The 12,664-nt window shown below is 39.5% G+C and carries 16 protein-coding genes; 1 reads left to right on the forward strand and 15 read right to left on the reverse strand.

Annotated elements, in window-relative coordinates; all coding sequences use genetic code 11:
* Positions 1 to 24: 24 nt before the first annotated feature.
* From atpE to glyA, 7 genes are all read right to left on the reverse strand, one after another.
* Entirely contained in the window at positions 25 to 240 is a 216-nt protein-coding gene (gene atpE / locus ACOI1C_RS07175) for a F0F1 ATP synthase subunit C (protein ID WP_422509434.1), read from the reverse strand.
* A 51-nt stretch (positions 241 to 291) separates the two neighbouring features.
* Positions 292 to 1,032: a F0F1 ATP synthase subunit A gene (gene atpB, locus ACOI1C_RS07180; RefSeq protein ID WP_422509435.1), complete on the reverse strand. Its 741-nt coding sequence runs from the start codon at positions 1,030 to 1,032 to the stop codon at positions 292 to 294.
* A 7-nt stretch (positions 1,033 to 1,039) separates the two neighbouring features.
* On the reverse strand, positions 1,040 to 1,423 hold the full coding sequence (locus ACOI1C_RS07185; protein WP_422509436.1) for an ATP synthase subunit I: 384 nt from the start codon (positions 1,421 to 1,423) through the stop codon (positions 1,040 to 1,042).
* Positions 1,424 to 1,429: 6 nt separating this feature from the next.
* Positions 1,430 to 1,651, reverse strand: a complete 222-nt coding sequence (locus ACOI1C_RS07190) for an AtpZ/AtpI family protein (RefSeq protein ID WP_422509437.1) — start codon at positions 1,649 to 1,651, stop codon at positions 1,430 to 1,432.
* A gap of 248 nt (positions 1,652 to 1,899) precedes the next feature.
* Positions 1,900 to 4,152, reverse strand: coding sequence for a S8 family serine peptidase (locus ACOI1C_RS07195; RefSeq protein ID WP_422509438.1), 2,253 nt, complete (start codon positions 4,150 to 4,152; stop codon positions 1,900 to 1,902).
* 227 nt (positions 4,153 to 4,379) lie between these two features.
* A complete protein-coding gene (upp, locus tag ACOI1C_RS07200) occupies positions 4,380 to 5,009 on the reverse strand; it encodes a uracil phosphoribosyltransferase (RefSeq protein ID WP_422509439.1) in 630 nt (209 codons plus the stop codon).
* A 118-nt stretch (positions 5,010 to 5,127) separates the two neighbouring features.
* On the reverse strand, positions 5,128 to 6,363 hold the full coding sequence (glyA, locus tag ACOI1C_RS07205) for a serine hydroxymethyltransferase (protein ID WP_422509440.1): 1,236 nt from the start codon (positions 6,361 to 6,363) through the stop codon (positions 5,128 to 5,130).
* A 151-nt stretch (positions 6,364 to 6,514) separates the two neighbouring features.
* Here glyA and ACOI1C_RS07210 point away from each other — a divergent pair, with 151 nt between their 5' ends.
* Positions 6,515 to 6,943: a GNAT family N-acetyltransferase gene (locus tag ACOI1C_RS07210; protein WP_422509441.1), complete on the forward strand. Its 429-nt coding sequence runs from the start codon at positions 6,515 to 6,517 to the stop codon at positions 6,941 to 6,943.
* Between the two features lie 68 nt (positions 6,944 to 7,011).
* Here ACOI1C_RS07210 and ACOI1C_RS07215 read toward each other — a convergent pair whose 3' ends face one another.
* The 8 genes from ACOI1C_RS07215 to spoIIR form a co-directional block, all read right to left on the reverse strand.
* Positions 7,012 to 7,818, reverse strand: coding sequence for a DUF1189 domain-containing protein (locus ACOI1C_RS07215; protein ID WP_422509442.1), 807 nt, complete (start codon positions 7,816 to 7,818; stop codon positions 7,012 to 7,014).
* A 125-nt stretch (positions 7,819 to 7,943) separates the two neighbouring features.
* The gene (locus tag ACOI1C_RS07220) at positions 7,944 to 8,516 is read right to left on the reverse strand and encodes a TIGR01440 family protein (RefSeq protein ID WP_422509443.1); all 573 of its coding nucleotides are present in this window, start codon (positions 8,514 to 8,516) and stop codon (positions 7,944 to 7,946) included.
* Between the two features lie 24 nt (positions 8,517 to 8,540).
* Positions 8,541 to 8,996 carry a ribose 5-phosphate isomerase B gene (gene rpiB, locus ACOI1C_RS07225; protein ID WP_422509444.1) on the reverse strand — a complete coding sequence of 152 codons (456 nt, stop codon included), beginning with the start codon at positions 8,994 to 8,996 and terminating at the stop codon, positions 8,541 to 8,543.
* Between the two features lie 81 nt (positions 8,997 to 9,077).
* Positions 9,078 to 9,515, reverse strand: a complete 438-nt coding sequence (locus ACOI1C_RS07230) for a low molecular weight protein arginine phosphatase (protein ID WP_422509445.1) — start codon at positions 9,513 to 9,515, stop codon at positions 9,078 to 9,080.
* A gap of 125 nt (positions 9,516 to 9,640) precedes the next feature.
* Positions 9,641 to 10,201, reverse strand: a complete 561-nt coding sequence (locus ACOI1C_RS07235) for a manganese efflux pump MntP family protein (protein WP_422509446.1) — start codon at positions 10,199 to 10,201, stop codon at positions 9,641 to 9,643.
* Positions 10,202 to 10,266: 65 nt separating this feature from the next.
* Positions 10,267 to 11,313 carry an L-threonylcarbamoyladenylate synthase gene (locus ACOI1C_RS07240; protein ID WP_422509447.1) on the reverse strand — a complete coding sequence of 349 codons (1,047 nt, stop codon included), beginning with the start codon at positions 11,311 to 11,313 and terminating at the stop codon, positions 10,267 to 10,269.
* 171 nt (positions 11,314 to 11,484) lie between these two features.
* Positions 11,485 to 11,928 carry a GNAT family N-acetyltransferase gene (locus tag ACOI1C_RS07245; protein WP_422509448.1) on the reverse strand — a complete coding sequence of 148 codons (444 nt, stop codon included), beginning with the start codon at positions 11,926 to 11,928 and terminating at the stop codon, positions 11,485 to 11,487.
* 84 nt (positions 11,929 to 12,012) lie between these two features.
* Positions 12,013 to 12,633 carry a stage II sporulation protein R gene (spoIIR, locus tag ACOI1C_RS07250; protein WP_422509449.1) on the reverse strand — a complete coding sequence of 207 codons (621 nt, stop codon included), beginning with the start codon at positions 12,631 to 12,633 and terminating at the stop codon, positions 12,013 to 12,015.
* Between the last annotated feature and the right edge of the window lie 31 nt (positions 12,634 to 12,664).

The raw sequence follows: 12,664 nt of genomic DNA on the forward strand, positions 1-12,664 counted from the left end.
CTATTGAACATTATTTTACAAAGCTTAGTTTTGACCCATTACCATGAACGCTACTACTACTGCGATGATAGGAATCGCCTCTACTAATGCTACCCCGATGAACATTGTAGTTTGAAGTGGAGCACGTAACTCAGGTTGACGAGCGATCCCTTCAACTGTTTTACTTACGATCATCCCGTTACCAAAACCTGCTCCTAATGCTGCTAAACCAATTGCAATTGCTGCTGCTAATGCACCCATTACTAATTCCTCCTTATAATATAAAAAATAAGTTAACTGTTAAAATTTATTTTAATGGTCATGACTAACTTTGTGTGCCATATAAACCATCGTTAACATGGTGAAAATAAATGCTTGTATTGCTCCAATAAATATACTAAATGCTTGCCATATTATCATTGGAATAAAAGCCATGACTGTACCGACTACCCCAGAGAAGAAATCTGTCTCATAGCCTGCTACTGCTAATCCAGCAAGTAATCCTAGTAAAATCTCCCCGGCGAAAATATTTCCATAAAGACGTAGACCTAATGTTAATGTGTTTGAGAATTCTTCAATAATCTTTAAAGGGAATAAAAATGGCATTGGTCTAAAGAATTCTCGACCATATTCCTTTGCCCCTTTAAGCTTTATACCATAAAAATGTGATAATGTAACAACCATTACTGCAAGAGTAAGTGTAATGATCGGATCAGCTGTTGGAGATTTCCACCATAAGGTATGTGTAGTTTTATCTATAATAGCAAACGGCAACCCTATCATGTTTGCAACAAATACATACATGAGGAGTGTCATCCCTAAGGTCAGGAATCTTCCACCTGTTTTCCAATCCATCGTACTATTAATAATGTTTTTGACAAAATCCATGACCCATTCAATGAAGTTTTGTGCTCCAGTCGGATATAAGGATAATGAACGGGTAGCTAAAATAGCTATGATTAACACGATGACAGCAGTAATACTTGTCATCATAATATTGGACCAACTAAATAGTAGTCCAAAGAATTCAACAGTAGGAGTTGAATGACCCAATTTGTGTTCACCTCTTTTCCCTGCTACTTAAAAAGTATTGGATGATAATATCTATCATAATGACAATATAACTTGTCATTAATCCCAGTATTGCTCCGGCAATGTGAATGTATGCTGGAAACCGGAGGGAAATTAAAACAACTAGGGCCCCTGAAGCTAGCCTTGTAAGTGTACCCAGTGATGCTGTACCTTTACCTTCTACTATAGCTTTTCCCAATCGGTCGATTTTCCTTACCATTACCCACAGATTGTAAAGACTCAGAATCGTTCCTAGTAATAATCCTAAAAATATAGTTTGATAAGGGGTAAAACCCCAACCAAGTAAATATAAAGAACACAAATATAGCATGTATTTTCTATATCTAACAAAGATGTCTTTCAAATCAATCATATGTACCTATTCTCCTGAGAAATATTGGCGTATTAATCGCAGCAAAGCATAAACACCTGCTGCAAGGCCTAGCAAGAGACCTATGATTAAAAATAGTGGGAAGGTACCGACCATCTGATCGATCCAGCGTCCAAGAAAAATCCCAACGAGGATTGAACCTACTAGTTGCGAAAGAATGGCAGACATTAAGGCCATTGCATGAAATGGATGCCGGTTTTTTTCGGGCATTTTTTGTGTTCCCCTTCGGCAACGACAAAGTCGTTTTTTCAATCTGAAGATTCAAACAAAACCTTGTTAGAATGCGCATGAAAACCTTATCACTTTTCCCTTTGTAAGCATACAATAGGGCATTGTCAATGTCAACGCATATCAGGTAAAAAGTTCACAAGCTCGCCTTTGATTGTTTTCAAATTGTTCACATTTATTTTTGTAGACATATCACTATATGAATCAGCTATACAGCTACATCCCTCACACTATTTTTTTTCTAAAATTGTAGATTCATTAATAGAAATTGTTACCTCTATCGTGTCCTCTCTCCCTTTATTCTTCGCGAAAACTAAACCTTTATAGACTCCCTTTAAACCAATCTCCTCTTTAGTTAATTGTTTTTTTACGATTCCTCTTGAAACGTCCTTCGCAAAATCTAAATATTTTATAAAGCGAAAAGTGTCTGGGTCATACAAAGCGATTCCAAATTCTTCTGCTCCTCCAGGAAGGTATGCTTCATAGAGATATGTTTCCGGGGAATCACCTTGACCGAACTGGAACCCCATAATTCGTGGATAGTCAGGTTCTTCTATTACAAATATATAAGGGAGATGTATGGGATTTCCCTCTTCATAAATCGTTAACCAATTAGAATGGATTCCTTCTTTTATAATAGAGGGGGTTATATCTAGTGACACGGTAACTTTTTTTTGCTGCTTTGGTGGAATACTTAAAGAGGATGGCAGTTTCCATTGTAGCCCATTCTCTGATTTGGGTAGCTCAAATGAATAGGTTTTCTCCTCGTTCGATTGGTTATCGATTGTAATGGTTACCTTTTTCTCTTTTCGTGTTTCCTCATTATGAAACATACCGAATGAAAAAGAACCTGGATAAACGAGTGTCTCTGCACGCACTGCTTTATCAATTTGTATTCGACCTGCGCCTTGTTCAATAGGAGAGTAGTAACCTTTTTCGTTACTTAGCCGCTTTGCCGTATTCATAAGTGCAGCTTTAATTTGATCAGGGTTCCAGTCTAGATGAGATTGTTTGATGAGAGCTGCTGCCCCAGCAACATGCGGAGCTGCCATACTTGTCCCCTGTAAGGATTCATATCCATTAGGGATCGTACTCTTGATATTCACGCCTGGTGCTACAACATCTGGTTTTATATCCCAAGTGTAGGTTACAGGCCCTCGAGAGCTAAAGTCAGCCATGCTATCTTCTATCTTTTTAAAACTTGTTTGGATGTAATTTGTTTTTAGAAGCGAACTCTTTAAATCATCCCCATCCTCTTTTGAAATAGAAACGACCGGAACCAATGCATCGATTTCCAATGCCCCTGCAAAATTACCTTTTACATTGTTATAGATAATTACACCTATAGCCCCTTTTTCAACAGCATTGGCTACTTTTTCTGTAAAAGGAATGGTTCCTCGCTCAACTAATGCAACATTCCCCTTTACATTTTCGGTAAAATCTTTTAAAAACCCTTTACCTGCGTCAACAAGCTTTTCCTCTCTCGAGAAATCCCATGGCTTCGCTCCTTGCATAGGTGTGAGTTCTATCTCACTCTTATTGCTACCCATTGTAAGAAAAGGTACCATTATAGGAGGTGTAGATGCCCCAACTGAAATAGCCTTTTGGGCAGTGCCTGGTGAACCTACCGTCCACATCTTTGGACCTGAGTTTCCACTAGATGTCACGGCTACTATTCCTTTTTCTACGGCCTTATTTAACGCAATACTTGTTGGCCAGTCTGGACCGTTTACATCATTTCCTAATGATAAGTTGATAATATCTACCTTATCTACTATAGCTTTTTCAATTGCGGCAATAACTTGCTCCGATGTCCCCATCCCACCAGGACCAAGTGCTCGGTACGCAATAATTTCAGACTTCGGCGCAACACCTTGTATCTTCCCATTTGCCGCAATAATACCAGCTACATGCGTGCCGTGCATCGTCGGAAGTCCTTGCTTGGATTTCGTCTCCATCGGATCACGGTCTTGATCAACTAGATCATATCCTCCTTTGAAATTTCGACGTAAGTCAGGATGAGAATAATCAATTCCAGTATCAATAATTCCTACTTTAATTCCTTCACCTGTTAATCTATGATCATGTACATCAAGATAGCTTCTAATCTCTTCTGCACCAATATAAGGCACACTGCGCTCAATGGTTGCTTTATATTGTTGGTTTGGATAAATATTTTCCACGCCAGGCATCTGCCTAATTTGCTCAATATCCTCCTTTGTGCCCGTAAGAGAAAAACCATTAAAAGCTGTCTCAAATTCAGTCTTGAGAGAAACAGAGGATAGGTTCTTAACCTTTCGGAGAACCTCTTCTTTACTTAGTTTATCGGTAGAAACAATAACAGATTGTATTTGATTTTCTTCTATCTCTGGTAATGGAGGATGAAGGGGAAATGTAAACAAATCACTCAATGCATACGTACCAGGCACAGTTAAAAACACTAACATAATCGATAACGAGAACACATTAACAAATCTACTCATCTATCCCACCTCTTACCCTAGCTTGTGCCGCAACAACCAGTTCCATTCCAGAAAATAGAACGTTTTAACGCTTTAAAGGAGTGGGGGCCAGGCCCCCACTCCTTTAAAGCGTTAAATTAATCACCTTATTGAAAAGTATAGTAAATGAGAATGTCTCCTATCTAGAATGCCAAAGAAGAAGGGGAATGTTTCCCCTTCTTCTTTTATGTCATCAATATTATTACCTATTACTTTGTCCCAAATAATCGATCTCCGGCATCACCTAGGCCTGGTACGATGTAGCCGTGGTCGTTGAGCATTTCGTCCATTGCCGCTACATAAATATCAACATCTGGATGCTCTCTTTGAACAAGTTCTACACCTTCTGGAGCTGCGATAATGCACATTAATTTAATGTTTTTCGCTCCACGCTTCTTTAAGGAGCGGATCGCTTCTGCGGCTGAGCCGCCTGTTGCAAGCATCGGATCTAATACGATGAAATCTCTTTCTTCGACATCACTCGGAAGCTTCACATAATACTCAACGGGTTGCAAGGTTTCTGGGTCACGGTATAAGCCTATATGTCCAACCTTTGCAGCTGGAATCAACTTTAGAATCCCGTCCACCATCCCAAGCCCAGCACGAAGAATGGGGATTAAGCCTAGCTTTTTACCCGCTAGCACTTTCGACTTCGCAATGGCGACAGGTGTTTCCACTTCTATTTCTTCAAGCGGAAGATCTCTTGTGATTTCAAAGGCCATCAAGCTTGCTACCTCATCTACTAACTCGCGAAACTCCTTCGTTCCTGTTTTCTTATCACGTATGTATGACAATTTATGTTGAATTAATGGATGGTCAAAAACGTAAAGTTTGCTCATTTTCTACAACTCCCTTTCTACTACACTTCCATAGATTTTACAGAAAAAGCTATCGTACTTCAAGCAAAGCTATTTTTTTATTACAAAAAAAACAGACCCTCATGAGGCCTGCTAATTATTAAGCATATAAAGGATATCTCTTTGTAAGCTCTAACACTCGCTTTGACGCTTCTTCTAATGTAGCATGATCTTCTGGATTACGAAGTGTTAAGGCAATAATAGATGCAATTTCATCCATCTCCGCTAAGCCAAATCCTCTAGTTGTTACTGCCGCAGTCCCAATTCGGATGCCGCTTGTAACGAACGGACTTGCAGGATCAAATGGAATGGTATTTTTATTAACCGTAATCCCAACTTCATCTAACACCTTCTCCGCTACCTTACCTGTAATGTTCAATGAACGAACATCAATTAATAAAAGGTGATTATCTGTTCCATCCGAAACAATACTCAAGCCTTCTTTTTTCAAGGCATCTGCTAGTCTTGCTGCATTGGTAATGATGTTTTCCGCATACGTTTTAAAGCTATCTTGTAGGGCTTCTCCAAATGCCACGGCTTTCGCTGCGATCACATGCATTAATGGTCCACCTTGAATTCCTGGGAAGATAGATTTATCAATTTGTTTAGCAAACTCTTCTCTACATAAAATCATTCCACCACGAGGACCGCGCAATGTTTTATGTGTCGTTGTTGTCACAAAATCGGCATACGGAACTGGACTTGGGTGTAGACCTGCTGCAACCAACCCGGCGATATGGGCCATATCCACCATTAAGTAGGCACCTACTTCATCGGCAATTTCACGGAAACGTTTAAAGTCGATTTCTCTAGGATACGCACTTGCTCCAGCTACAATCATTTTCGGTTTATGTAATCGTGCTTTTTCTAAAACATCCTCATAAATGATACGATGGGACGTTTCATCTACACCGTATTCAACAAAGTTATACTGAATTCCACTGAAGTTTACATGACTACCATGAGTTAAGTGGCCACCGTGAGAAAGATTCATTCCAAGAACTGTATCCCCTAGTTTCAAAACAGTGAAATAGACTGCCATATTGGCTTGTGCACCTGAATGAGGTTGGACATTGGCATGTTCTGCACCAAACAATTCCTTTGCTCTCGCGCGGGCTAGGTTTTCTACAACGTCAACATGCTCACAACCGCCATAATAACGGCGACCCGGGTAACCTTCTGCATACTTATTCGTCAAAACAGAGCCTTGTGCTTCCATAACAGCTTCACTGACAAAATTTTCAGAAGCAATTAACTCGATCTTCTCTTTCTGTCTTTTTCGTTCTGCTTCAATTGCTTCAAATACAAGATTGTCTTGCTGTGATAAATTACCCATCGTCCATCCCCCTTATATTGTATACGCCTTCACTTTTTCATTTTACCATCTTTCACAAGGAGATAATAGACGAATCATTTTCAATTTAAATTAATAAAATGTTCGTGTATGATTAACTAAAATAACCAGCTTTTAAAAGGAGAAAATGTTAATGCCTACCGTAAAGGAATTGAAGAAGGAAGAAGAGTGGATAACTGCTTATCCTGTTATGAATGAACTTCGGACTCATCTTTCAAAAGAAGAGTACTTAGTGCTTCTTGAAAAAATGGTGCCACAAGGCTACCGCATGTTTGCGTTATATGAGGGTGAAGAGATTGTAGCACTAACAGGGATTATTGAATTAGTCAATTTCTATCATATGAAACACATCTATGTATATGACTTAATCACAAAGCAATCAGAACGCTCTAAAAGGTATGGGGAACAATTACTTTCTTATATCCATGACCTAGCCAAAGAACAAGGATGCCATCATGTCGCTTTGTCTTCTGGATTACAACGACTGGATGCTCACCGTTTCTATGAGGAAAAAATGAACTATAATAAAACCTCTTTTTCTTTTCTCAAATCAATAAACTAAAAGAAGCCGAGCCATTCAGATTCGAATCGCTCGGCTTCTATAATGACAACTTTTTCATTCTCTCAGCTTTATAAAGGAAGTATTTCTTCTTTTGACTCTTCAATGGGAGCCTGGCGGAAAGCGAACACATAATATACAACCACGATACCTGCATATAGCAACCAAGGTAGGTTAACATTTATCAGCATTAGTAGGATTGCAACCATCGTTGGTAACGTGATGGCATAAAGACCCATACTATAAAGAGTTCCATATGAGTACGACTTCTTTAAAATACTTGCTGCAATCAGTCCAAGAAGGGCATAGAGGAAGCCCATGACTAACTTGCTAACAAAGAACCAAATGACAATTCCAATTCCATAGAGAACAATGGACCACGATAAAAACGGCAGGAAAGTAAGAAGCATTTCTTTATCCACATAAAAGGACCCAAAATCTGATAGGCTAAATTCAGTTGTTTGAATTCCATCATGTGTCAAAATAGATTCGTTCGTGATTAATGTAACATTTCTATACTCCTCAAGTAATTCTTCGTAATTGTCTCGTGTATAGGTACCCGTATCATCAATGATGACCGGATCTTCCTCTGATTCACCCAAAATGATCGGCTCATCACCTTCGACAGATAGCTCCCCGTTTTCAAAGACGAATCCTGGTAATTCCTCTTTTACATTCTCGATCATAACTGAATATGCAAGGTATGCTTTTACTGATTGGACTGTCCCGTTAAGGACTCCAAGTGTCAATGCAAGTAGGAGTAAATATAAAATGGCTCGACCTATTCCTTCTTTTGCCATGTTCGGCAATTCTTTAGGACGGATGACAGAGTTCTTTACTTTTCGAAAAAATGATTGCTTTTGTTTTTGATTTTCCATGTACTTCCACACTCCCCTTTTTACCAATAGTATATCAGGAAAATTCATTCTTTTGCGGGACTTTCCTCCTACTACTTAGTTAACTAAAAAAGGCAACCACTCCAAATGAATGCCAGCCTATTTTCTTAACAGGAAAGATTGCTTTTTTCATTCGTATAAACTGCTCTCGTACCTCCGATGAGCTTAGGTCTTGTTTTCGCCATTGTTACATGGGCATGACCAAGCCTTTTCTCTTTCGTTCGGATTGGGACGGCTACATGCTTTAAATGCATCCCGATGAATGTATCACCGATATCAATACCAGCATCTGCTCGGATGAATTCAACCACTACCGGCTCTGAAAAGCTTTGATACGCATATGTTGCCATCGCCCCTCCCGCTGTTCTGACAGGAACAACCGTTACTTCTTCTAAAAAAAGTCGTTTTGCAGTCTCCCGCTCAACAACGATTGCCCGGTTCAGATGCTCACAGCATTGAAAAGCAAGATGCGTATTTGTTTCATTGGCTAAAATGGATAGCTCCTCGAAAATCATTTCAGCTACTTCCTTCGTGCCAGCCGTGCCTATTCTCTCACCTATGACCTCACTTGTACTACAGCCAATGACAATCACTTGATCCTTCAACAGGCTGACTTGTTGCTTGAAATCTTCTAGGATAGCTAGAAGAGTACCTCTCCAAATCTCGATTTCCGGCTTCATTGTTTGCAACATCCCTTCAGCACACTATTCACCTTGATTTGTTGACCCTTCAAAAGACATCATTTTATCTATTCGATTCTTATGTCGTCCGCCCTCAAATTCAGTGGTTAGCCAGATTTTTGCAATTTCACGTGCAAGACCTGGGCCGATCACTCGCTCACCCATTGATAAGATATTGCTGTCATTATGTTCACGTGTTGCTTTTGCACTAAACATATCATGGACAAGGGCACAACGAATTCCCTTTACCTTGTTCGCCGCAATACTCATACCAATCCCCGTTCCACAAACCAAAATACCCCTATCTACTTCACCATTCGCTACCTTTTCAGCCACTAGAATGGCATAATCCGGATAATCGACCGATTCACTGCATTCACAACCTAGGTCCATATAGTCTATTTTCATTTCATCCATTAGATTCTTTATTTCGGCACGGATATTGATTCCACCGTGATCTGAAGCGATTGCTACTTTCATAGGAACACCTCTACATTCTTATTTATTTCTATCCATGGTACAGTTTTTTTTCATTTTTTTCAATTCGTGTGACAATACGCTTTATTCTTTCGTTATCTTACTAACTAACAATTGAACACTACTATTTAATTCTTTGTAGGTCTGTCTATACACCTCAAGCGAGCCGCCATAGGGATCTATCACATCAGTTGATTGATCTTGGCTAAATTCTTTAATTGTAAATGTTTTTCCTATCGCCTCTGGAAATTTTTTTAGAGCAAGCTCCTTGTGAGAATGAGTCATAGTCAAAATATACGTTGCCCATTCCACTAGTTCACGAGTCAAAACTTTAGATGAATGTTCAATAGGTATCCCTTGCTCACGAAGTGCTTCAACTGTATTGGTTGAAGCAGAACTGCCGTCTGTTGCAAATACCCCAGCTGATTTTATATTTATTTCCTTTATATGATGTTTTGCAATAGCCGCTGCCATTGGACTTCTACATGTGTTACCCGTACATACAAATAGGACGTTACTCATCCGTTTACACCCCTTTGGAGATCCTTTTCATACTATTGTTCTACCATTATTTTTACGATTAGACAAATAAGAGGCCTTGCTTCATTTCAATTTAACATAAAAAAGAAGCAAGTTTTCACATGCTTCTAAAAAGGTAAAAGTAGCTTGATCCCAAACGCAAAAAGGATACTGCCTCCTAATGCCTCACTGTAAGTCCCAATCCATTCTTGCACTCTTCTCCCGAGTAACAATCCAATCCAGGTCAAAACCATGCTTACAAGTCCAAACATTAAGATCGCTATAATAGTATGAACTTTATAAATTCCTAGACTTAATCCGACCGAAAAGCTGTCTAAACTGACACTCAAAGCAAAAACGACGAGCCCAAGCCCAATAGGTGTAATCATCGGCTCATTGTCCTTTTTGAAGGAAGAAATAATCATTTGAGTACCTAGAAGCAACAATAATACCCCTCCAACAAGGGTAGCGATGGTACCAAACTGATCTGATAGGAATCTTCCTATCAAAATTCCAACTAAAGGCATCCACACGTGGAAGATACCGATTGTGACACCTATGTAAAAGATTTGCCGAAGTCGAAGCTTAATTAACCCCATTCCAAGCCCAACTGAAAAGGCGTCCATCCCTAAAGCAAATGCCATAATAAATAAAGTAACGACCTCTCCTAAAACGGCTGAAATATCCATACCCTACCCCCTTTGGACTTGCTCTATCTCAAGATATGCACGTCCAAGAGGAAGTAGAAGGGAATTTATTTTTCAATGATCTTTTGATGTGCCGCTGCTTTTTCCAATCGATTCATAATTGCATCACCCATACCTATCGTCGGGAATGATTCACTAAAGATAATATCCACCTCAGCCTCATCAAATTTCCGTAACGTTTCATATAAGCGACTAGCTACAGAATGTAGGTCCTGTCTCGCTCCACAAGAAAGAACGACTTGGGCCTGATAGAGGTGTTTCGTTTCATCTGTGGCTAAAACCCCTACTCTCTTTTTGCGAGCCATTTCTTTATCAACTAGCTCCTGAATAAATGGTAAAGAGCCTTCTACTATATAAAGAGGAGCCTCTGGAGCATAATGTGCATATTTCATTCCCGGTGATTTCGGTGCTTCATTTTGTTGTTTTAAGGCAGGATCTACCCTTACCTCACCTGCAATTCCCTCTACTTGCTCCTTCGTTATTCCGCCCGGCCTTAGAATGACAGGAATTCCTTCTGTGCAATCTACAACCGTTGACTCTAGTCCAACTCCGGTGAATCCACCATCCACAATTCCAGCGATTCTTCCATTTAAGTCGTTCCATACATGATGAGCCGATGTTGGACTTGGTTTACCTGACCGATTCGCACTTGGAGCAGCTATGGGTAAACCCGCTTCTCGAATTAAGGCGATTGCAACGGGATGATCTGGCATCCGAACAGCTATTGTGGATAACCCAGCTGTAACTTTATCAGATACCACGTTTTCTTTTGCCTGGAAAATCAATGTTAATGGCCCTGGCCAGAACTCATCCATCAGCTTTTCTGCTAATGGTGAAACATAGCTTACGAGGGAATCCAGCTGTGACCTTTCAGCTATATGTACAATTAAAGGATTATCACTCGGGCGGCCTTTTGCCATAAATATTTTCCCTACAGCATTTGTGGATAAAGCATTTCCACCAAGCCCATAAACCGTTTCGGTTGGAAAAGCAATAACCTCATCTTGTTTTAATAACTCTGCTGCCTGTTTGATTTGTGGGTAACTTGTGGATAAATCGCTTTCTACATCCACAATCCACGTCTTTGTTTCCATGATGCTACACCTCTATATCAACAATATCTCTATTTATTAAACCATAAAAAGGTCTATTTATAAACATTTCACTCTGCTTTTGGAGAGATCCTATTGTTATCAACAAAACAAGCCAAGTTATCCACAGAACTGTGGATAACTTGGCTCTTTTGTGTACATTATGTGGATAACCTAAAATGTGAACTCCATGATTAAAGCATCCTCTACTTTTAAGGATTCCTCCACATGCTCAGCTGTTAAAATATGATGCGGGACATCGGTGATCTCTTTCCTAACAAAGCCAAGCAGTGTGAAAAACTCGACAGATACACGTTTATTCGTTGCTAAATAAAGCCTGGATATTTCTTTATCTCTTGCTAACTTTAAAATTTGTTGAAACATGTCTAGTATATTTGTTTGGTCCGTTCTTGGGGAGATGACCAGAGAGCGAAGTAATCCGTCGCAACCCATCCTTTGAATACCTAATGTTCCGAGCATTTTCCCATCTAGATCCTCCATCACAATAAAATGGTCAATTTGTTCTTCAAGTCCTTTTGCACTGACCCCCGCTTGTCCCAAGAATGTCTCCATCTCACTTAAATCCTTAGATTGTGCTGCACGAATAATAGTAGTCATTCAACTTCCCCCTCATAGGTTACTTCTACCTTTGCTAATAAACTATGAGAGAATTCGATTAAATAGACCATTTACTAGATTCTTTTATCCGAAAACTTTCGAAAACCATTCTACTATAAAGAACTTTACTTCTACTTCCTCACCCTGTTCCTCTTCTACTACTAAAGCTGCTGATGGTTCTTCCTTTGTTGGATCCACTGCATCACCATTACCAAAATCCAAGAAGCATAGTGGAGGAAATAAAACGCACCACCAGTTATTACCTTCACCCTCGCCTAATGAAATCAGGATGGCTTCATACTCACCTGCGGGATATATGTAAGTTCCGTATATTTTCGTTGGGAATTTAACTTGCTTTCCGTAATTAACTGTATATGTCTGATCTATTTTTTCTTCCTTTAAAACGTTTTCTACAATATTCTCAATGTCCCCTAGTCTGCTTTGAATCAGTGTTCTTGCTGCCTGGATCGAAGTTAATTCCTCTACCCAAAGTGTAATCTCTTTATTGACTTCATCACGAATTTTTCTCTTAAGTGTTTGGTCTCCTTCAGCATTGCTATTGGCAAGTATTCTAAGCCTTATCGCTTCGTCGGGTATGACGACTGCTTCGTTTGTTGCTGCCATTGCCGGTTTAAAATTTACTGATAGGGTTGCTCCTATAAATAAGAGTAATATATATATAAGTACTAGTTTAGTTGATTTCAATCTCCCACACCGTCCCTTCATAAGACAGTTT

Source organism: Bacillus sp. DJP31, assembly GCF_049310945.1.
Taxonomy (GTDB): domain Bacteria; phylum Bacillota; class Bacilli; order Bacillales; family SA4; genus Bacillus_BS.